The sequence below is a fragment of the Litorisediminivivens sp. KMU-197 genome (assembly GCF_056858395.1).
Map to the genome: position 1 here is coordinate 178136 of NZ_JBXEQG010000001.1, position 21092 is coordinate 199227.

General features: G+C 64.5%; 21 protein-coding genes. 4 read left to right on the forward strand and 17 right to left on the reverse strand.

The features are described from left to right. Positions 1-32 precede the first annotated feature (32 nt). Together purF and AC04PT_RS00865 are read right to left on the reverse strand one after the other, a co-directional pair. On the reverse strand, positions 33-1490 hold the full coding sequence (gene purF, locus AC04PT_RS00860; protein WP_482872421.1) for an amidophosphoribosyltransferase: 1458 nt from the start codon (positions 1488-1490) through the stop codon (positions 33-35). 267 nt (positions 1491-1757) lie between these two features. After that, on the reverse strand, positions 1758-1931 hold the full coding sequence (locus AC04PT_RS00865; protein ID WP_482871591.1) for a hypothetical protein: 174 nt from the start codon (positions 1929-1931) through the stop codon (positions 1758-1760). A 152-nt stretch (positions 1932-2083) separates the two neighbouring features. On the opposite strand from AC04PT_RS00865, the gene AC04PT_RS00870 reads away from it, so the two are divergent. Continuing rightward, complete coding sequence (locus AC04PT_RS00870; RefSeq protein WP_482871592.1) at positions 2084-3277, forward strand: alpha/beta hydrolase; 1194 nt, start codon at positions 2084-2086, stop codon at positions 3275-3277. Here AC04PT_RS00870 and AC04PT_RS00875 read toward each other — a convergent pair whose 3' ends face one another. The 6 genes from AC04PT_RS00875 to alr form a co-directional block, all read right to left on the reverse strand. After that, positions 3278-3841, reverse strand: coding sequence for a CvpA family protein (locus tag AC04PT_RS00875; protein ID WP_482871593.1), 564 nt, complete (start codon positions 3839-3841; stop codon positions 3278-3280). A gap of 29 nt (positions 3842-3870) precedes the next feature. Continuing rightward, the gene (gene radA, locus AC04PT_RS00880; protein ID WP_482871594.1) at positions 3871-5238 is read right to left on the reverse strand and encodes a DNA repair protein RadA; all 1368 of its coding nucleotides are present in this window, start codon (positions 5236-5238) and stop codon (positions 3871-3873) included. A gap of 54 nt (positions 5239-5292) precedes the next feature. After that, a complete protein-coding gene (locus tag AC04PT_RS00885; RefSeq protein ID WP_482871595.1) occupies positions 5293-6030 on the reverse strand; it encodes a DNA repair protein in 738 nt (245 codons plus the stop codon). A gap of 168 nt (positions 6031-6198) precedes the next feature. Continuing rightward, positions 6199-6642, reverse strand: coding sequence for a paraquat-inducible protein A (locus tag AC04PT_RS00890; protein ID WP_482871596.1), 444 nt, complete (start codon positions 6640-6642; stop codon positions 6199-6201). A gap of 2 nt (positions 6643-6644) precedes the next feature. Continuing rightward, on the reverse strand, positions 6645-7040 hold the full coding sequence (locus AC04PT_RS00895) for a hypothetical protein (protein WP_482871597.1): 396 nt from the start codon (positions 7038-7040) through the stop codon (positions 6645-6647). A gap of 46 nt (positions 7041-7086) precedes the next feature. Beyond that, positions 7087-8124 carry an alanine racemase gene (alr, locus tag AC04PT_RS00900; RefSeq protein ID WP_482871598.1) on the reverse strand — a complete coding sequence of 346 codons (1038 nt, stop codon included), beginning with the start codon at positions 8122-8124 and terminating at the stop codon, positions 7087-7089. Between the two features lie 103 nt (positions 8125-8227). Here alr and cobT point away from each other — a divergent pair, with 103 nt between their 5' ends. From cobT to AC04PT_RS00915, 3 genes are read left to right on the forward strand one after another with little or no spacing between them, the layout of a single operon-like run. Next, positions 8228-9241, forward strand: coding sequence for a nicotinate-nucleotide--dimethylbenzimidazole phosphoribosyltransferase (gene cobT / locus AC04PT_RS00905; protein ID WP_482871599.1), 1014 nt, complete (start codon positions 8228-8230; stop codon positions 9239-9241). 13 nt (positions 9242-9254) lie between these two features. Continuing rightward, positions 9255-10019 (forward strand): adenosylcobinamide-GDP ribazoletransferase, encoded by a 765-nt coding sequence (gene cobS / locus AC04PT_RS00910; protein WP_482871601.1) that lies wholly within the window; start codon positions 9255-9257, stop codon positions 10017-10019. Continuing rightward, positions 10007-10531 (forward strand): histidine phosphatase family protein, encoded by a 525-nt coding sequence (locus tag AC04PT_RS00915; RefSeq protein WP_482871602.1) that lies wholly within the window; start codon positions 10007-10009, stop codon positions 10529-10531. The genes cobS and AC04PT_RS00915 overlap by 13 nt, the downstream gene beginning before the upstream one ends. 117 nt (positions 10532-10648) lie before the next feature. Here AC04PT_RS00915 and AC04PT_RS00920 read toward each other — a convergent pair whose 3' ends face one another. From AC04PT_RS00920 to AC04PT_RS00960, 9 genes are all read right to left on the reverse strand, one after another. Continuing rightward, positions 10649-12139 (reverse strand): replicative DNA helicase, encoded by a 1491-nt coding sequence (locus tag AC04PT_RS00920; protein ID WP_482871603.1) that lies wholly within the window; start codon positions 12137-12139, stop codon positions 10649-10651. 223 nt (positions 12140-12362) lie between these two features. After that, positions 12363-13040, reverse strand: coding sequence for an orotate phosphoribosyltransferase (locus tag AC04PT_RS00925; protein WP_482871604.1), 678 nt, complete (start codon positions 13038-13040; stop codon positions 12363-12365). A gap of 67 nt (positions 13041-13107) precedes the next feature. Continuing rightward, a complete protein-coding gene (pyrC, locus tag AC04PT_RS00930; RefSeq protein WP_482871605.1) occupies positions 13108-14145 on the reverse strand; it encodes a dihydroorotase in 1038 nt (345 codons plus the stop codon). A 51-nt stretch (positions 14146-14196) separates the two neighbouring features. Then, on the reverse strand, positions 14197-15132 hold the full coding sequence (locus AC04PT_RS00935; RefSeq protein ID WP_482871606.1) for a phosphoadenosine phosphosulfate reductase: 936 nt from the start codon (positions 15130-15132) through the stop codon (positions 14197-14199). Positions 15133-15280: 148 nt separating this feature from the next. Then, positions 15281-16318 (reverse strand): glycosyltransferase family 2 protein, encoded by a 1038-nt coding sequence (locus tag AC04PT_RS00940; RefSeq protein ID WP_482871607.1) that lies wholly within the window; start codon positions 16316-16318, stop codon positions 15281-15283. 4 nt (positions 16319-16322) lie between these two features. Beyond that, positions 16323-17021 carry an FkbM family methyltransferase gene (locus AC04PT_RS00945; protein ID WP_482871608.1) on the reverse strand — a complete coding sequence of 233 codons (699 nt, stop codon included), beginning with the start codon at positions 17019-17021 and terminating at the stop codon, positions 16323-16325. 3 nt (positions 17022-17024) lie between these two features. Then, positions 17025-19358 carry a glycosyltransferase family 2 protein gene (locus AC04PT_RS00950; protein WP_482871610.1) on the reverse strand — a complete coding sequence of 778 codons (2334 nt, stop codon included), beginning with the start codon at positions 19356-19358 and terminating at the stop codon, positions 17025-17027. Next, positions 19355-19999: a hypothetical protein gene (locus tag AC04PT_RS00955; RefSeq protein WP_482871611.1), complete on the reverse strand. Its 645-nt coding sequence runs from the start codon at positions 19997-19999 to the stop codon at positions 19355-19357. The genes AC04PT_RS00950 and AC04PT_RS00955 overlap by 4 nt, the downstream gene beginning before the upstream one ends. Then, the gene (locus AC04PT_RS00960) at positions 19996-21042 is read right to left on the reverse strand and encodes a glycosyltransferase family 2 protein (RefSeq protein ID WP_482871612.1); all 1047 of its coding nucleotides are present in this window, start codon (positions 21040-21042) and stop codon (positions 19996-19998) included. Before AC04PT_RS00960 ends, AC04PT_RS00955 begins: the two co-directional genes overlap by 4 nt. Positions 21043-21092 lie beyond the last annotated feature (50 nt).

Consider the following 21092-nt stretch of genomic DNA (forward strand, 5'->3'; position numbering starts at 1 on the left):
CGCTGGACGGGTGCTTGAAAAGCTGCGGAGCGTTACTCCGCAGCCTTCATTTCAAAGCCTTTTTCGATCATGTCGGCCGGGGTTACCGGGTATTCGCCGGAGAAGCAGGCATCGCAGTACTGCGGACACTCCTTCTTGCGGCCCTCGGCCTCACCCACGGCGCGGTACAGCCCGTCGAGGGTGATGAACTTAAGCGAATCGACCGAAAGGTGATCGCGCATTTCGTCCTCGGACATGGTCGCGGCCAGCAGCTTTTCGCGCTGCGGGGTATCTACGCCGTAAAAACAGGGCCAGGCAGTAGGCGGGCTGGCAATGCGGAAATGTACTTCGGCGGCGCCGGCATCAAGGATCATTTCCTTGATCTTGCGCGAGGTGGTGCCGCGCACAACGGAATCGTCGACCAGGATCACCCGCTTTCCTTCGATCAGCGCGCGGTTGACGTTCAGCTTCAGCCGCACGCCCATGTTGCGGATCTGCTCGGTCGGTTCGATGAAGGTCCGGCCCATGTACTGGTTGCGGATGATGCCCATGCCGAAGGGGATGCCCGATTCGTGGGCAAAGCCGATCGCGGCCGGGGTGCCGCTGTCGGGCACCGGGCAGACCAGGTCGGCCTCGACCGGTGACTCGCGCGCCAGTTCGACGCCGATCTGGCGGCGGGTTTCATATACGGAGCGGCCTCCGAGGATCGAGTCAGGACGCGAGAAATAGACGTGTTCGAAGATACAGAACCGCGACTTGGCCGGCGCGAAGGGGCGGTGCGAATGCACCTGACCGCCTTCGACCACCACCATTTCACCTGGCTCGACCTCACGGACCAGCCGCGCACCGATGATGTCCAGCGCGCAGGTCTCGGAGCTTAGCACATAGCCCTCGTCGCCGATCTTGCCCAGCACCAGCGGGCGCACGCCCAGCGGATCGCGCACGCCGATCAGCTTGGTGCGGGTCATGGCGACGATGGAGAACGCGCCCTCGACCCGGCGCAGGGCATCCTGCATCCGTTCAGGCACCCGGCGCTGCAAAGACCGTGCCATCAGATGGATGATGCATTCGCTGTCCGACGACGACTGGAAGATCGACCCACGCTCGATCAACTCCCGCCGCAGTGCCTCGGCATTGGTGATGTTGCCGTTGTGGGCGATGGCGGCACCACCCATCGAGAACTCGCCGAAGAACGGCTGCACGTCGCGGATCGCAGTCTGGCCCTTCGATCCCGCGGTGGAATAACGCACGTGACCGATGGCCAGTGACCCGGGCAACGTCTCCATCAACGACTGTTTGGTGAAATTGTCGCGGACGTAGCCGAAGCGCCGGGCCGAGTTGAACCCGTGGTCGGGGTGGTGTGCGACGATGCCGCCGGCCTCTTGCCCGCGGTGCTGCAACGCGTGCAGGCCGAGGGCGACGAAGTTCGCGGCGTCGGTTACGCCGACAACGCCGAAGACGCCGCATTCCTCTTTCAGCTTGTCATCATCAAAGGGATGGGCGGGGGGCATTTGGGCCTGGTCCAAGGCGGGCTCCGAATCCTTGTTCGCTTACGGGGGTGTCTTAAGCCCTGAGCGCGAACATGTCACGGAACTATCACACGGACGGAATGTGTTCGCCCTCTCTGAGTCTGCCATAGGAGGCTCGGACGCGCGAATTTCGCGCTTGGATTGCGCGGTCGGCCCGCCGCGCCGAAGATCCTCAGCGTCTGCAAAGGGTTTCGGCGGACGGGCCAGGCGGGCCGGAACCGGGGCGGCTCGGCCCGATCGGAGGTCCGATCAATAGGCCGGGCGCAGCCAGCCGTGCGCTCGGCCGCGTTTTTCGGGCATCAGCGATCTGGCCAACTTGTGGGCTTGTTCGCTGCGCAGACGGCGGCCTCGGTCCATGTAATAGGCGGTGTCGATCGAACCATCGGGGCGCAGGCGGATATCGGGGTCTGTAAAGCGGGTCATGGCGGGGTCCTTTCTGTCTGACACCAGCTTGCCACCCGGCGGTCCACGCGGCTTGAAGACTGTCTTGAGAAACCCTTCTGATGGCTTGCCATGGCCCTGATTTGCACCTGAATGCTTTTGCCAAACCCCTGAGCCTGCGGTTTAATCGGCACATGGAATTCGCTTTTGCCGGATGTTGCCTTGATATCGAACGTCACGCGCTGCGGCGGGACGGCGAAGAGGTACACACCGAGCCGCAGGTGTTCGCGCTGCTGGAACTTCTGGTGCGGCGGGCGGGCACGGTGGTGACCCGCGACAAGATCATCGATCGGGTCTGGGGCGGGCGCATCGTGTCCGAGGCGACAATCAGCGCCCGGATCAGCGCCGCGCGTGCCGCGGTGGGTGATACCGGACACGACCAGCGCATCATCCGCACCGTCACCTGCGTCGGTCTGCAATGCGTGGCCGAGGTGGAACGGATAGACCAGACCGAACCGTCGACGTCCGTTCAGGCGCCCGCCGCGCCGCCGCCGGTGGTGCGGATGACCAGCGCACGGGACGGCAGCGGGATCGCCTGGACACAATCAGGTGAGGGGCCGCCGCTGATGCGTGCCGGGCACTGGCTCACCCACCTCGAGATGGATGTTGCCAGCCCGATCTGGGGGCCGTGGCTGGAACGGCTGGGGCGCGGGCGCAGGCTGGTGCGCTACGATCTGCGCGGTACCGGCATGTCACCGCCGGATTGCGGACCGCTGACCCTCGAAACCTTCGTGGACGACATGCTGGCGGTCGCGGATGCCGCCGGGCTGGAGCGGTTTCCGATCTTCGCCACCTCGCAGAGCATGGCCGTGGCCTGTGCCTTCGCAGCCCGATACCCCGACCGGGTGACGCGGATCTTTTCCTACGGCGGCTTTGCCGAGGGCAGTCGGGTGCGTGACGACGGCGAGGGCAAGCTGATGACCGAGGCCATCGGCACCATGCTTCGCAAAGGCTGGGCGCAACCGGATGGCGGCTACATGCAGTCGTTCGCCTCGTTCTTCATGCCCTCGGCGTCACAGGAACAGGTGCGCAGCTTCGTCGACCTGCAGATCGCCTCGGCCACGCCGGAACGGGCGGTAGAGGTGCGCGAGGTCATATCGCGCTTCGACGTCAAGGATATCCTGCCGCAAGTGCAGGTGCCGGTGTTCCTTGCCCATTGCGGGCAGGACAGCCTGCATCCGTTCTCGCAGGGGCAGCTGCTGGCGCGTCTTCTGCCGGACGCGCAACTGCACATGCTCGACAGCGTCAATCACCTGCTCCTGCCCGACGAGAGGGCCTTTGCGGAAATGATGGATGCCGTGGACGCCTTTCTGGCGTCCGATCAATGATTATTCGGCCGGGGTATCGCAGACGCCGACAAGCTCTTCGTACTGAGTGGTGACCCAGCCCAGCGCCTGCTCGGGGTTCTGCTCTTCGATCGCGGCGGTCATCTTGCCGAACACCTGTGCCGATCGGCTGTCGTCGATCATCTGGATGTCCTGGCTGGTAATCACCGTCTCGTAGACGAAGAACGCAATCGCCACGAGCAGGATGCCGCGCGCGACGCCGAACAGGAAGCCCAGCCCCTGATCCAGCCCACCAAGGGCCGAGCGCTGGACGATCGAGGAAAACAGCGGCGTGAACAGCGACACCACTACCAGCGCCAGCGCAAAGACTGCGGCGAAGGCCGTGATGATGCTCAACTCGCAGCTATCGCGGATGAAATCGCCCACCACCGGGATTTCCTTGACCAGCGGTTCCACTTGCGGCGCAAAAATGAAGGCGAGGATCGCGGCAGCGATCCAGCCCGCGATGGCCATGGCCTCGCGCACGATGCCACGCGAATATGCCAGAAGTGCAGAGAGCACGATAACGATGGCGACGATGCCGTCTACCAGAGTGAAACCTTCCATGTCCTGCCCTTCACTGCCTCAATGGAGCCTTACCCGGCCCCGAACGTTTCGCCCACTAAGGCGGTCAGATCCGCCATCCGGTTGAGGCTCAGCCCGCCGTCGCCGGTTGCCTTGCCGCCCTCTGGCACAATCGCCGACGTAAAACCAAGTTTGGCCGCTTCTTTCAACCTGTTTTCGCTCTGACTGACCGGCCGCAGCGCACCAGATAGGCTGATTTCTCCGAAAACCACTGTTTCAGGCGGCAATGCCGCATCTTCGCGCGCCGAGAGTAGCGCTGCGGCCACAGCCAGATCTGCGGCCGGTTCGCTGACCTTCATGCCGCCGGCGACGTTCAGATACACATCCAGACCCGCGAAAGGGATGCCGCAGCGCGCCTCGAGCACGGCAAGAATCATCGCAAGCCGGCTTCCGTCCCAGCCGACAACGCTGCGCCGGGCCTGCGCGTGGGGCGAGGGCGCGACAAGCGCCTGCAACTCGACCAGCACCGGTCGTGTGCCCTCGATACCCGAAAAGACCACCGAGCCGGGGGCAGGCGTGCCGCGTTCCGACAAAAACAGGGCCGAGGGGTTGGTGACCTCGTGCAGCCCGCGCCCGGTCATTTCGAAGACGCCGATTTCGTCCGCCGGTCCGAAGCGGTTCTTGACCGCGCGGAGGATGCGGAACTGGTGGCCGCGCTCGCCCTCGAAATATAGCACGGTGTCGACCATGTGTTCGACAACGCGCGGACCGGCGATCTGGCCGTCCTTGGTGACGTGACCGACAAGGATCACCGACATACCCTTGCGTTTGGCAAAGGACGTCAGCTCATGTGCCGCCGCGCGGACCTGGCTGACGCTGCCGGGGGCGGACCCCACGTTGTCGGCCCACATCGTCTGGATCGAATCGATGATGGCAAGCTGCGGCTTTTCCTTCTCCAGCGTGGTCAGGATGTCGCGCAGGTTGGTCTCGGCGCCCAGCCTGACCGACGCCTGCGCCAGTCCCAGCCGCTGGGCCCGCATCCGCACCTGCGCGCTGGCCTCTTCGCCCGAGATGTAGACTGTCTTCAGCCCGCTGTCGGCGAACTTAGCCGCCGCCTGCAACAGCAGCGTCGACTTTCCGATCCCGGGGTCGCCCCCGACGAGTATGGCGCTGGAGGGTACGAGGCCGCCGCCCAGCACCCGGTCAAGCTCGTCCATGCCCGAAATGGTTCGGGGCGGGGGGGCCTCTTCGCTGGAGAGGTCCGAGAGCGCCACTGCGCGACCGCGCGCCTCGCCCAGCGACTTGCCGGCGGGGCCGGTGGATATACCCGTGTCTTCGGAAATTGCGTTCCATTCGCCGCAGGCTTCGCAGCGGCCCGACCACTTGGTCGTGACATTGCCGCAGGCATTGCAGGAAAAGGTCTGTCGTGTCTTGGCCATGAGGTCTCATGCCTCATGGCCGGGGTCTTGCCAAGCGTGTGTGTGCAGCGGGCGTTATTCCGCCGCCTGTCGTGACGCGATGTCAATCATGCGACCGTTGGAAGCAAGGCTGGTGATGGTGGCGTCAGTCTCGGCCTCTTCTGCGGCAGGGTCCATTTCCGGCAGGACATCGAACAGCAGGTCCCGCAGGCGCTGGATCTCGGACCGGGCCACGTCTTCCTCGATCTCGACGCGCATCGCCCAACGATGGATGTCATTGGCGATGACCTTGGCCTCTTCAAGCCGGTCTTCCATCAGCTTCACTTCTTGCTGACGCTGGGTCAGGAAGGCGCGGGCGCGGTCGACCTTCTCGTCGCTGTAGATCTCGGCCAGCTCGTGGCTGATCGAACCCATCTGCGCGGCGACCTCCATCAGGTCTGTCTCCAGATCGCCGAGGTCGGGGTGGTTGCGCAGGAAGAGCATACGTTCGCGCACAGCATCGAATTCGGACTTCATTTCGAACACGCCATTACGGTCGGCCTGATGGACCGCATCATAAGCGCGGGCCACATCCGCCATGTTGATGGCGAAGCGGCGGTGCGAGGTCTCCAGCCGGAGAATGCGATGGTTCGCGGGCAGGTAGACGGCCAGCCCGAGCACGAGCGCGGTGACGGCGATCTGAACCATCCATCCGGCTTCGATCGGCGGGTTTTCGCCAAACTGGAGCGGCAGGTTCAGCCAAGGCACCGCCCCAAAGGCGGCTGCAATGGAAAAGCCAAGCAAAATCAGTCCTGTGACGGCGAAAACCGTCATGAAGACCATTTGAAATACGACAGTTGTCAGGTGTAGAACGGCACGGTAATTACGCATCTGGTCCCCCTAAATTGATCAGGAAGCGGCCTTAACGATTATGCCGAGCCGCGACGTATTGACCTAGGGGATATTTTAAGAAGTCGAATCTTTTTACCAAAGTTGTGAATTTTATTTCGATTCGACACGATTCGTGACGAGCGCGCAGCCGATTGACGCCAGAATGCATGCGGTGAACAGGTAAAGACCCCATTGCGTCTCGATCCGGCCCACACCGATTCCTTTCACGACGGTGATGTATAGGGCGATCAGGAAGACATCGGCCATGGCCAGCTTGCCTAGAATGGTCAGGGCAGGCAGCAACCGGCGATCGGCCAGGTCGAAATGGACAAGCGCCAGCCCGATGGTCTTGAGGTACGGCGCGAAGAGCGCAAAAACCGTCACGATCAGTGCCAGAACCACGTCAGTCGACCACAGCGCTTGTAACCCGGTAACAACGCTGATCTGTTCCAGCCCGAACAGTGGCAGGAGCCCCGCCTGCATGAGCGGCGCGAACCAGGCAATGGGAAAAAGCACCAGCAACGACAGGTTCAGCCACTTTGCCGCGCGGTCCACCCTCAGACCACCCGCGTCCAGCCCCAGAGCCCGACAAGGCTGAGTATCAGCAGCACGTGCAATGCGTCGATCCACTTCCATCGCCGCCCCGCGACAAAGACCGAGACAAGCAGTGGCAGCGAGGCCGCCAGCGGTAGCGCCATTCCGCCCGCGGTCTTGGTCAGCATCGAGGCGACCTGCGGCAACGGACCGGTGTAAATTTTCAGCAGCGGTGGTCCGAAGTGTGCGGCCATGCCGACAAGTGACAGTACGAGAGAAGCCGCCGCAAGCAGTCGCGCCGGCCCCCGCGATGTGCCGACCCGCGTCGCCGCCAGTATTCCGAGGATCGGCAGATACAGGAACGTCTGCAGGCTGAGCAAAGCCAGCACCGCAGGGTTCGGTTGGAGGAAACCGTTCATCGCGCCGTCCTGCACAGGGTCGCGTCAGGTCCGTGATGCAGCGGGGTCATTCGCCGCGATAGACCCGGTTCAGCCGGGCCCCCAGCGACGTCAAGACTTCATAGCCGATGGTGCCGGCCCAGCCGGCGACGGTGTCAATCGACTGATGCCGTCCGATCAACTCCAAGGTATCGGGGACCTCTTTCGCCTCGGTCACGTCCACCCCGATCAGGTCCATGGAAATGCGGCCCGCGACCGGGCAGCGCGTCTCGCCCGCCATCAGGCTGGCCTCTGGCCCCATCGCACGAATGATGCCGTCGGCATAGCCGGCCGCAACAGTGGCGATCCGCGTCAGGCGTTTTGCGGTAAAGTCGGCACCATAGCCGACCACCTCGCCGGGCGAGACATCGCGCACCTGGATTACCGGCAGGTCGAGCGTGACCACGGGCGCTGCATCGACGAAGGGCAGGCCGCCGTAAAGCCCGACGCCGGGGCGGGTCAGATCGAAGTGATACTCTGGCCCGAGCAGGATGCCCCCCGTCGCAGCCAGCGAGCGCGGCACCTCGAGCCCGTCAGTCATCTCGCGAAAGGATTCAAGCTGGAAGGGGTTCATCGGGTGATCAGGTGTGTCGGCGCAAGCCAGATGGCTCATGATCAGCACCGGGTTCTGCGCCAGCGCGATGTCACGCAGTGCGCCCCATTCCGCGGGCTCCATCCCCAGCCGGTTCATTCCGGTGTCCAGTTGCAGGCCGAAGGGCGCGCCCGGCAGCGCCTCGACATGGCGCAGCATCTGGTCGATGTTGTTGATCATCGGGATCAGGCGAAGATCGCTGATCATGTCGGTGTCGCCGGGCATATGGCCTGAGAACACGCAGATCTCCGGCCCCGGTCCCAATGCCTCGCGCAGGGCCGCGCCTTCCTCGGCCAGCGCCACGAAAAATCGCCGCACGCCTTCGCGCGCCAGCGCCCGACCGACACGCGCCACACCCAGCCCGTAGCCATCGGCCTTGACCACCGCGGCGGTCTCGGTCTCCGATTGGGCATTGAGCGCGCGCCAGTTGTGCCGCAGCGCATCGAGGTCGATTGTCAGCTTCGCCTGTGCCATGCAGGCTTGGTGAGCCGGGCAGGGGGCGAGGTCAAGGCCGAATTGGACGCGCATGGTCGCATTCGCGATTGTCTGCCGGGGGCGCTGAGGCTAGTCCATTGTCATGGAACAGATCACAGATACCTTCTCCGCCGCGCTTCAGCAAAAGATCGACACCAAGACCAAGCCTCCGGGCAGTCTGGGACGGCTCGAAGAACTTGCCGCACAGATCGCCGCGCTGCAAGGCAGCCTGACCCCGCGGATGGACACCTGCCAGCTGACAATCTTCGCCGCCGATCACGGCCTGGCCGAAGACGGCGTGTCTGCCTTTCCGGCCGAGGTCACGCGGCAGATGGTGCTGAACTTCGCGGGCGGCGGTGCCGCGGCAAACGTGTTTGCGCGTGCGAACGATGTCGTGCTGCAGGTGGTCAACGCCGGCGTCAAGGGCGGCCCTTTCGCGACGCCCGGTGTCTTCGACCTGCCGCTGGGTGAGGGCACCGCATCGTCACTGCATGGGCCGGCCATGAGCGTGGATGCCTGCGCGCAGGGTCTGGAAGAGGGCGCTCGCCTCGCGCGCGCCGGCACATGGGATGCGATGGCCTTCGGCGAGATGGGGATCGGCAACACCTCGGCGGCGACGCTGATCGCGCACCGCCTGCTGGACCTGCCTGTCGCCGACCTCGTCGGTCGCGGAACCGGTGTCGACGACGACGGGTTGAAGCGCAAGCAGCATATCCTGGAACGCGCTTCCGCCCGGGTGCCCAGTACGCTGTCCCCGCAAGAGGTCCTGCGCCAGTTTGGTGGCTTCGAGATCGCCATGATCACCGGCGCGATGATCGCCGCCGCCGAAGCCAGACGCGTCGTGCTGGTCGACGGCTTCATCGCCTCGGCCGCGGCCTTGCTGGCCGTTCGCATGGCACCCCGCACCCGCGACGCCATGGTCTTCGCGCACCATTCGGCCGAAGCTGGACATGGCGCCATCCTGGCTGCGCTGGAGGCCCGTCCCCTGCTGCATCTGGGTTTGCGTCTCGGCGAAGGCACCGGGGCGCTGCTGGCCTGGCCGCTGGTGAAAGTCGCCGCCGCGATGCTCAACGACATGGCCTCCTTCGCCGAGGCGGGCGTGTCGGACAAAGCATAGGGGATCGGGCCCGATGAACTGGCGCGAGGAACGGCAGAGTATCCTGCTGGCGATGCAGTTCCTCACCCGTCTGCCGGTGCCGGATGCGGCGACGTTCACCGATGCCGCACAGTCGCGATCCATGCGCTGGCATCCCCTGGTCGGCTTGTTGATCGGCGGCATCGCCGCTGCGGTGCTTTTGGTCTGCGCCACCGTTCTGCCAATCACGGTCGCGGTATTGGTTTCAACCGTTGCCACGCTACTGGCAACCGGGGCGATGCACGAAGACGGCCTTGCCGACTGCGCCGACGGTCTGGGCGGTGGCATGACCCGCGCCCGCAGCCTCGAGATCATGCGCGACAGCAGCATCGGCGTCTTCGGCCTGCTCGCCCTCGGTCTGGTGCTGGCACTCAAGGTGGCAGCGCTGTCCGCCCTGCCGGTCTGGCTTGGCGCCACTCTGCTGGTCTGTGCGCATGGCCTCAGCCGCTTTGTTCCGGTGCTGATCGCCGCGCGCCATGGTTATGCCCGCGAGAGCGGGGCCAAGTTCGCCGCGCCGGAGGTGACAGCCGAAACCTGGCGCATTGCCGCGATCACCGCTTTGCTGGTCGCCCTGACGCTGATGATCGTCGCCGGTCCCGGCCTCGCCGTCACGTCGCTTGCAACCGGGGCGCTTGCCGCATGGCTGCTTGCGCGCCTCTACCTCCGCCGCCTGAAGGGCTACACCGGCGACTGCCTCGGCGCGAGCCAGCAACTGGCGGAATGCGGGATCTATATCGGGGCGCTAGCATGGGTCGCATAACACTTTTGCGCCACACCACGCCCGAGGTCACCCCCGGCACGTGCTACGGCCGCAGCAACCTTACCCTTGCCGAAAGCTTCAGCGAAGAGGCAAATGAAGTCCTCGCAACATTGCCGCAAATCGATCACCTGTTCACCAGCCCGCTGGACCGATGTCGCCTGCTGGCCGAGAGGATCGGCACCCATACAGGCATCGTGGCACAGGTTGCGCCCGACTGGACCGAGATGGACTTCGGCACCTGGGAGGGTCAGGTATGGTCGGCGCTGCCGCGCGACGCGCTCGACGCCTGGTCTGCCGATTTCCTGCACTACCGCGCCCATGGCGGCGAGAGCGTTGCGCAGCTTCGCGACCGCGTGGACCGCGCTCTGTCAGCCCTGCCTCGGGGCAACTGCCTGGTCGTCACCCACATGGGCTGCATCAAGGCCGCCCGGCACCTGCACGGCCATGCCGACGCCTGGGACCACAGCCAACCGTTCGGCACCACGATGATCCTGTCTTCATCTTGCCCTTAAACTCCGGGGGTCCGGGGGCTGGCCCCCGGTCCGACGCCCGCGCCATAAAAAGCGGGCCGGACTTGCCCTGTCCGGCCCGCACCTGCGCCTGCCCCTCGCTCGATTATCCGCGTATCGTCAGAAGTTTTCTCCGCCGCCGTCCTGCTGCCATGGCTTGACCAGGTTGCCGAAGCGCGTGAACCGGCCCTCGAAGCTCAGCTCGACCGAGCCGATCGGTCCGTGCCGCTGCTTGCCGATGATGACCTCGGCCTTGCCGTGCAGCCGCTCCATCCGTTCCTGCCACGCGGCGACTTCCTCCAAACGGTCGTCCGAAGGTTTTTCGCGCTCGACGTAGTATTCCTCGCGGAACACGAACATCACCACGTCTGCGTCCTGTTCGATCGAACCGGATTCCCGCAGGTCCGACAGCTGCGGCCGCTTGTCCTCGCGGCTTTCGACCTGCCGGCTCAGCTGCGACAGGGCGATCACCGGGATGTTCAGCTCCTTGGCGATGGCCTTGAGGCCCATCGTGATCTCGGCGATCTCCTGCACCCGGTTGTCGGCGGTGCCGCGCACCAGCTGTACGTAGTCGACGATGATCAGGTCCAGCCCGTGGGTTCGCTTCAACCGCCGCGCCCGTGCGGCAAGCTGCGCGATAGGAATGGCTGGCGTGTCGTCGATGTAGAGCGGGCAGGCCTCCAGCGCCTTGGCGGCATCGACGAAGCGGCGGAACTCGGTCTCGGTCATGTCGCCCTTACGGATCTGCTCCGACGGCACCTCGGACGCTTCCGAAAGGATCCGCGCGGCCAGCTGCTCGGCGCTCATCTCCAGCGAATAAAACCCCACTACCCCACCTTCGATCGCGCCTTCGGAACCGTCGTGGCGCTCACCACGCTTGTAGGCCTTGGCGACGTTGAAGGCGATGTTGGTGGCCAGTGAGGTCTTGCCCATCGACGGCCGCCCGGCGAGGATCAGAAGGTCCGAGGGATGCAGCCCCCCCAACTTTTTGTCCATGTCGATCAGCCCGGTCGAGATGCCAGCAAGCCCACCCTCGCGCTGATAGGCAGCGTTGGCGTGATTGACCGCGTCTGTGACGGCCTTCAGGAAGGACTGGAAACCGCCCTCGGACTGGCCCTGCTCGGCCAGCTTGTAGAGCTTCTGCTCGGCCTCGACGATCTGTTCCTTGGGTTCGGAGGCCACGTCGACCCGCGCCGCCTTGGCGCTGATGTCGCGGCCCAGCCCGATCAGGTCGCGGCGCACCGCGAGGTCATAGATCATCTGCGCATAGTCGCGCACCGCAAAAGCGGAAATCGCTGCCCCAGCGAGGCGCACCAGATAGGACGCGCCGCCCAGTTCCTTGAGGCCCTCATCGTCCTCCATGAAGGCCTTGAGCGTGACCGGGGAGGCGAGGTTGTTTTTCGCAATACGCGCCGCTGCGATCTCGAAAATGCGGGCGTGCACGGGGTCGTAGAAGTGGCGCGGCGCGATGATCGCGGCAACGCGGTCGTAGATGTCATTGTTGGTGAGGATCGCGCCCAGAAGCTGCTGTTCGGCCTCGATCGAATGCGGCATCGTTTCTTCGGCCTGGATGTCCACGCCGGTCGGATTGATCGCAGTGATCTCGTTCATATTATTGCTGCCCGTCCCTTGTCCCTGACGCTTGTTCTAGCCAAGCGTGCCCCGCCGATCCATCTTGATAAGTCTGTGGACGTTTCGCAGGGATAACTTGCCTGACCCAGCGGCATAGGTTTGTTGCCTCGGTCGATATGGTAGCCGATCCGACGCCTCATGCCAAATGTTGATTTGATTAGGGATTCGCGGGGGACTTGTCCCCAGCTATCCACAGGTGGATTTATTTTGCGTTGGCTTCCTGCCACTTACGCGGATTGCGCAGGAAGGTCTCGACTTCCTCGAGCGTCTCCGGGGTGAAATTGCCTTGCGCTTTCGCCTCTGCCAGAACGTCCCACCAGGTGCAGAGGTGGTGCAGTTGCACGCCGTGGTCGCCCAGCGTCTTCGTGGTTTCCGGGAAGATGCCATAATAGAAGATCACCGCCGTGTGGCCGCAGGTTGCGCCGGTCTCGCGGATCGCGTCTACAAAGCTCAGCTTGCTGCCGCCGTCGGTCGTCAGGTCCTCGACCAGCAGCACGCGCTCGCCTTCGGACATGGCGCCCTCGATGCGGGCATTGCGGCCGTAGCCCTTGGGCTTCTTGCGGACATAGCTCATTGGCAGCGCCATGCGCTCGGCCACCATGGCGGCAAAGGGGATGCCCGCCGTTTCGCCGCCGGCGATGTTGTCGAAGGCCTCGAAACCGGCGTCGCGCATCACGGTGACAGTCAGGAAATCCATCAGCGTCGACCGGATGCGCGGGTACGAGATCAGTTGGCGACAGTCGATATAGCTGGGCGAGGGCAGGCCGGAGGCCAGCGTGTAGGGCTCATCAGTGTTGAAGTTGACGGCGCCGATTTCCAGCAGCATGCGGGCGGTAAGGCGGGCGATTTCATCGCGGGGCGGATAGGTGGTCGGGATCATGGCTGGCGGTTTCTCTTGTGGCTGGCCGGGGGAGCCTCCGGCGGGAGTTTATCTGGCTAGATGAAGATCAGGAGACGTGCCAATGCACCGGGAAGCCCGGATCGAAGACGGTGACGGGGCCGTCCTCGGTGTCGATCTTGTCGGGGAAGCTGACCGCCTCGCCCTTGGTGAGCGTGATCTTCGTCTTGTTGGCCGGCAGTCCATAGAAGGCAGGACCGTTGAGCGAGGCGAACCCCTCAAGACGGTCAAGCGCGCCTTCCTCTTCGAACACATGCGCCAGCAGCGACATGGTGTTGGTAGCGGTGAAACAGCCGGCACAACCGCAGGCGCTTTCCTTGTTGGGGTCGGTGTGCGGCGCGCTGTCGGTGCCAAGGAAGAAGCGCGGGTCGCCTGAGGTGGCGGCAGCGCGCAGGGCCAGCCGGTGGTCTTCACGCTTTGCGACCGGTAGGCAGTAGTAATGCGGCTTGATACCGCCCACGAGGATATGGTTGCGGTTGATGATCAGGTGGTGTGTGGTGATCGTCGCGCCCAGTCCGGCGTCGTTCGCCTTGACGTAATCGACGCCGTTCTTCGTGGTGATGTGCTCCATGACCACCTTGAGGCCGGGCGTGGCGCGGCGGACGGGGTCGAGCACGCGGTCGATGAACACTGCTTCGCGGTCGAAGATGTCGATGTCGGGGTCGGTGACCTCGCCATGCACACAGAGCGGACAGCCGATCTCGGCCATCTTTTCCAGCACCGGGCGGACCTTGTCGAAGTCGGTGACGCCGCTGGCGGAATTGGTGGTGGCGCCAGCGGGATAGAGCTTGACGGCGGTGATCAGGCCGGAGGCATGGGCAGCGGCCAGATCGTCCGGGTCGGTGTCCTCGGTCAGGTAGAGCGTCATCAGCGGGGTGAAATCCGCGCCCTCGGGCATCGCGGCCAGGATGCGGTCGCGGTAGGCTGTCGCATCGGCCCCGGTTACCACCGGTGGTACCAGGTTCGGCATTATGATCGCGCGGGCGAAATGGCGGGCGGTTTCGGGCAGGACGGCGCGCAGCATCGCGCCGTCGCGCAGGTGCAGGTGCCAGTCATCGGGTCGGCGGATTGTGAGGCTCTGGGTCATGGCTGTCGCTTACACCAGCCTTGACGGAGGGACCAGAGGGCAGAGGTGGCGTCAGCCCGCCTTCTGCTTCCTCGCCTCGAGTTCGTCGAGCCTCCGGCGGAAGCGCGGCGCGTTCTGGCGCGCGACGACAAACCGGCAAAGCCGTTCCGCCAGCCCGCTGCGCCGGTCGCGGTCGAGCGCTGACAGCAGGTTGCGCAGGTACGAGGTGTGGCTTCGCCGTGCGCGCATCAGCTTGTAGAACGCCTTGCGGGTCAGCTTGCCGGTTCCGGCCTTGGCGATCACGCGAAACAGCACCGACATCTGCAGCAGGTCGCTCTGAATGGTGTCGCCCAAGAAGGGCACCGGCAACAGCGTGGCTTGCGGCCCGTGAAACAGCGCCGCATGCATCGCGTCGAGGGACTCGCGCGGGTCGTAGATCACGAAGGTCGCCAAGGCCCCCTGCGCCATGTCCGGCGCATAGCCGTACCGCGAGGTGAAATCGAGGCTGCGCAGGTCGGTGAAGCGATCGTCCCATCCGGCCAGCCCCGGATTGAGCGTCGCCTGCGGCTGCACCGCCACCACGGTCGATCCCGGCGCAGCCACGGAATAGGCCATCGCAGCGTAGCCGCAGGGACCTGCGCCATAGAACACCACGCGGTCGAATTCGTCGAAGAAGCCGTCATCCGTCAATTCGTCGAAAAAGGCATAGACCTCTTCGTTGCGAAACCACGTCTCGCCGTCGCAGATCACACCCAGATGCGACCACCCCATCGAACGCACCATGTCCCAGCCCAGCGGCTGGCCGGTCTCGGACAGGGCCTGGATGCCCTGATGGCTTTCGAAGGTCACCAGAAGGGTATCGCCCTCCTCGACGAAGGCGGCAGCGTGATTGGGGCCGAGCGGGGCGTAGAAGCCTTCTTCCTCGGAGATATGCTTGAGCGCGCGGAACCACTTCACCTTGGGCAAAGCAGCCATGGGCGCGTCGAAAGTATTCGGCGTATCCTGCATCACTCATCCTCGATCACGCAGGCGGATCCCGCGCTTTTTTCCAATCGTATGTGTGAACTTAGGCGAAAATTTGAAGGAAGGGGCAAGGATCTGGGCGATTTGCTGACAGCCATGCAGGGAACGGTGGCCTGCCGCATGGCCTCAAGCTTCACTCGCGGGCCTTGCCGCGGTTGGCATGCGCGATCAGGCTGGCGGCGGTGTCGCGCGGCAAAGGCCGGGACGGCGGCGTCATGAGGAGCCGGCCAAAAAGGGCGCGGTAGGGTTCCTGCTCGACCAGGTGCCGGAACTTCGCGTGGCGCCACGCGACCGCTTCGGCATGAAGGCGCGCGAGCTCTGGATCGTCCATCAGGCGGGCACGTTCTTCGGCAACCGTGTCGGCGAGGGCAAGGACAGAGGCATCTTCGTCGGTATTGAAATTGCGCTCGACCCAATAGTCGAGGCCAAGGTCATGGTCGGAGTGCACCGCGCGGCCGCGCGCCGCCTTGAGCACGTAGCTCTCCATCGCGCCAAGGGCGTAGTGATTCAATTGGGCAAAGCGATGGATCGGCTGGCCGAAATTGGAGAACACCCGGCGGTCGTGAAATTGCGTATCAAGCTCGCGCCCTTCGCAATCGAACCAGCGCGGGGTGGCGGCGTCCTTCAGCCCGCGCGGGCGATGTACGCCCAATTGGCGGTAGCTGCCGTCGTTGCGGTAGAGCGTCTTGAACATCGCCGCGCGCCACGGCCAGTACATGATCTGCGGCGCGGCTTTGGTAAAGACCTGCGTCACCGGTTCGTCGCGGTACGAGACCTCGCCGCCATTGCCGAACAGCCGCCAGGTCAGGGTGATGGCGGTGGCCTCGGGCAGGGCGGCGATTAGGTCTTCGAGCCGGTGCTTGCCAGCGTGAATGTTGACGTATTCGTCAATGTCCAGCGCCAGCAGCCAGTCGGCCTGCCGCACCGCCTTGGTCTTGCCGGCGCTCTTTAGCGCGGTGAACTGGATTCCGCCCTTGTCGTAGGGTCCGTCATTGCGGATATGGGTCACGCCACCCGATGCTGCCAGCCGGTCGGCCATTGCATCGGTGCCGTCCGAGCAATCGTTGGTGCAGATCACCACATGCGAAAATCCCACGGCCCGGTGATGCGCCAGCCAGTCGAGCAGCAAGGCCCCCTCGTCGCGCAGGCAGAGAACGGCGGTGGCCAGCATCAGCTCACCACGGTTTGCGGAAGGCCACGACCTTGCCCTCGGAGGAGCGCGGAAAATACGTCAGGCCGGCGCGCTGCATCGCATCGAAGACCGCCTGCACGCCCGGCTGCCCGATCCATTGCGGGTGCAGTTCGATCACCGCCGCGCGCAGGCAAGACCAATCGCCGGCGGGCAGAAGGTCGGCCTCACCACCTTCGATATCGCAGATCAGGACATCGGGCTTCACGTCTTCCAGCACCGGGCCGATGGCGTGACAGTCAACCATGACGGTCTGCACGATGCCCTCGGGCGAAATGCTGCCGTCGAGCGATGATGACAGGATGTTGCGGCGCACGTGAAACGGCACCGGATCGGAGGCCGTGGGTGTCAGCAGGGCATTGCGCAACTCGACATGGCTGGCGTCGTTGGCTTCGTGCATGCGCCGAATGTGGGGGATCAACGCTGGGTTGGCTTCGTAGCTGACCAGTCTCCCGACCTTGCGCTGGGTCGCCATCAGCGTCGAGACATAGCCGATGCCGCCGCCAAGCTCGAGCACCCGGTCGCCTTCCTGCACCACCCGCATGATCGCATCGCATTCCTTGCGCTCGTATGTGTCGGCGCGCAGCGCGGCCCGGATGCGGCCGGTCGTGATGTCGGGATGACGCGGCACTTTCATGCCACGCGAGGGGATGAAGCCTTTGCGGCGGGGCACTTCTGCGTTCATCTCTCAGGTCTCCATGTCTAGCGACAGCGCATAGGCGGCGCGTTCGGTTTCGGTCAGCCGCAAAGCGACGGCCTGTTCGTAGATCGCGCGGAATTCCGGCGTGGCGTGCAGTTCCTCGGCCTTGGCGCGGTGCCAGTCGAGCGCGGCCTCGTGCAGCCGGCGCAATTCGGGGTCTTCCAGCAGCCTGTCGTATTCCGCCCGGACCCTGGGAATGTTGCGTTTGATGGTGATGTCGCGGGCATCGTTCCAGTCCATCCGGATCCAGTAATTCAGCCCGATGGTGCGATCGACATGCAGCGCGCGGCCCCTCTGACGCTTGATCAGGAAGCTTTCGGCCGAGCGCAGGGCATAGTGGTTGAGCTGCAGCAGGTCGTAGCCGATGGAACGCTTGGAATTGCGCCAGCCGTTCTTCTTCACCTCGTCGCCCATCGGCTGGCCTGAGCCGTTGACCCAGTTCACGCGGCCCTCCATTTCCGGGATCAGCTTGTTGGGCCGATGGCAGGACAGCTTCTGGTAGGCACCGATGTTGCGCACCATTGTCTTGAAGCCCCAGGCAGTGTGCGGCTTGGGGCAGAACTTCGGCGCGCAGGCGTCGAACTGGTCGATCACGAAGCGATCCGCCAGCCGCTCGACACCGTTGTGCCCAAACAGGCGCCAGGTCATGGCGACATTCGTGGCATCGGGCACCCGCGCCAGGAAATCGGGCAGGGTGCCATTGTCGCAGCGGACGTTCATGAACTCGTCAACATCGATGTGGATGATCCACTCGGCATCGCGGATCACCGGTTCCTTCAGCGACTGGTTCAGTGCATATTGCTGCGGCGACTTACCCTTCCAGCCGGCGTTGTCGCGGTACTGGACCAGTCCCATCTCTTGCAGCCGGGCAAGCATGGCGTCCGTGCCGTCATCGCAGCCGTTGGCATAGATCAGGAAACTGTCGACGCCGATGGCGCGGTGATAGGCGATCCATTCAAGGATGTAGGGCCCCTCGTTCTTCATGCAGCCGACGATCACGTTGCCGGTGGACCCGGGCGCCAGCCTGCGCGGAGGGATAGGGGTGAAGGCGGCGGCAAGTTCTTCCTCGTTGACGCGGCCCAATAGGTTGTGCGGCTGGAACGGCCCGCCCATCAACTGCAGAAACTTCTGCTTGGCGAGCCGGGGCATGATTTTCGCGGCCTGTTTCGACAGACCGGGTATTGCGGCGTCGGGGCCAGTGACCTCGACCGCCTGCTGCCGCTGAGCAGCGCGGGTGGCTCGGTCGATCCGGGGCAGGGCGGCCATCAGGTACTGCGACGCGCGGAATCCGTCCTGCGCCTCGGTCTCCTGCCAGCGAGACAGGGGCGCATCCGGCGTCAGCACCGGGGCAAGGTCCGGCTCGTCGAGGGTAAGCTTCGCCGAGTTGTCCGCGAAACGCTCGGCAATGGCTGCCAGAGAGCCCGCTGCTATCGGCGCACCGCTGCCGCCGACCTCGCCGAGCAGCCGCCGCCAAAGCAGCCGCGGCACCTGATGCTCGCCACGGGACAGAAAGCGGGTCAGAATGTCGTTGAAGGCGCGCGCGCGTGCCAGATGGGCGGCGGCGACAGGCTCGGGCAAGGCAGCAGTTTCGTGCTTGCCGATGCCATCGAGCCCAAAGGTGGCACGCAGCTCCTCAGTGCCGTCGGTCTGAGCAAGCGCCTGAGGGTCGAGCGGCCGGAAACGGAAACACCCCGCGCCGAAGACACCCTCCCAGCGCTGCCGCAGCGCAAGGAAATCCAGCCAGGGCGGAGCCATCTGTACCTCGGGGAACAGGCCGCAGTCGGGCTGGGCCGCCGGCCGGGTCGCCAGCGCGGCACGCCACCAATCGTCCTTCTCTGCAAGCCGCAACTCCATTTCGAGCGGGCGGGTGCGCCCGTCCAGCACCTGAGTCGCGTAATGCCGTACCAGCATCCGCGCCGGACATTCGACATGGCCAATCACCTCGATATGGGTCGAGATCTGCACCAGCATGTCACGCAGCCGGGTCAACGCGCTTTCGGTCACCAGCGACGATCCGAACTGATGCGCCGTGAGGATCAGGTGGCTGACCGGCTGCGCGGCGACCTCCTTGAGCAACGCGGTCGTCACGTCGTCGCGCAGCATCGCCTGCGCTTCCGGATCGGCATAGCCCCTGTTGAACCGCAATGCATCGATGACCTCCGGGTCCGAAGCCGCCATGAAAAGCCGCGTGTGGTTCTTGGCCCCCGGTGTGCGCGGCACGAGGATGCCGCGCCTGATTAATTGCCCTCGCTTGGCATCCAGCACCTCTTGCAGGCGCGTGGTGGCCCAGACGTCCGGACCGATGTGCAGGCTGATCTTCATGGGTACGCGCCCTCGCTGGCCCGGTTGTCCCGGTTGACGTTGGTGCGTCCCCACCAGGGCAGATCGCGGCCTATGAAGGCGCCGATTCGGGCAGCGGCCATGGGATCGGCGACGTCGTATTGCAGGAAATCCGTGGCACCGTCGAAGAACCGATCCAACGCCCGGTAATGTCCCGCGATCCAGGTCTCGCGTTCGCGGGATGTCACCCCGTAACCAGCCGGCAGGCCGGGGATATCCGCTGCGGGAATACGCTCGGTCCCGAGGTTGGACCAACGCAGCATGCTGTCCGAGATATCCCGCGGCGCCCGCCACGATGCCAGAAACCGCGTGCCTGGATGATGCTTGCGGATGGCCTCGATCAGCCCGAAATCGAACTGCGGCCAGATCGAGCGCTCGCCCCTCAGCGCGTTGACCTCGGCGAAACCGTCGAAGTCGTCCAGCCCCTCCAGCGGGTCGCCGCGCAGGAAATAACCGTCATACAACATCTCGCCCACGAACCGTCCGTGCAATGCGGTGTCAGCGGTCTGCACCGGCTTGATCCGGTGATCGGCCACATGCAGACCGGATTTGCGCAGCGCCCGCGCCAGTGTCGTCGTGCCTGACTTCGGCAGTCCCAGATTGATGACCCGCAGCCGGCTCATGGCAGCGCCAGGAGCGGGCTGTCGCCCAGCTCGTTCATCAACTCGCCCTCGCCCGGCGGCAGGGTCGGGGCCGCGCGCAACTGGTCGCGCATTACCTTGTAGCCGTCTTGCGCAAGCAGTGCATCGCGTCGCGACCGATGCAGGTGCACGCAGTCCTCGTGCAATTCCGCCACTCCGGGCAGGGCCTTCAAGGCCGCGATCTGGGCTTGCAACTTCGGCAGCAGCCGCAGGATCGAGCGATCCGCGCAGGCATCATCGTTGCGTTCGCGCCAGTAGGTGTCATCAAAATCGCGATTGTCGCGGTTCACGTCGCCACGGTCGTTCTTGACGAGGTAGCTGTCGAGCGAGCGTAGAGCGTAGTGGTTGAGCGTGGCAAAGCCGCGCGCGCCAGCTGCCGGGAACTTGCGGATGCGCCGCTTGTTCGCGGCCAGCAGGAAATTCTCCGGCACCTCACGGCCCGAGCCATCGGTCCAGCTCGGCCGCTTTTCACGTGCCAGAGAGCCCTTGAAGAACGGCCGGTGGGCGCCGTAGTATTGCACCGGAAAGTCTTTTCTCACCAGTGTCTTGACCTCTATCGCGGTTTCGGCGCACCAGATGTCCGGGTTGTGGCAACGGGTGAACTGCTGGATCACCGGCACATCGGCAAACTTCTCCACCCCGCCACTGGCAAAGAAGCGGAACGTCACCGAAATCGCCTGCGGATCGCCGCAGGCTGCAATCAGCGCGGGTATCGTGTGGTCACCCACCTGGATGTTGAGGAATTCATCCACATCCGCCACCCAGAGCCAGTCGGCCTCGCGCACCACCGCCTGCTTGCGCGCGTCTTTCAGCGCCTCCATCTGGTAGTTGCGCCCCTGCGCGGGGTTCTGCAGATGCGTGACCAGTCCGTGTTCCGCCAGCCGGTCGAGCAGCCGGTCGGTCCCGTCGGTGCAATCGTTGGAATAGAACAGGTGGTCGCTTACACCGATGACACGGTTGTAGGCGATCCATTCCAGCAGGAACGGCCCTTCGTTCTTGACGCAGGTCACGGCGGTTATGCGCATTCTTGCGCCGCCCCCGCCGAACGGTTTTGCCTTTGCATCGCTGCCCCTCG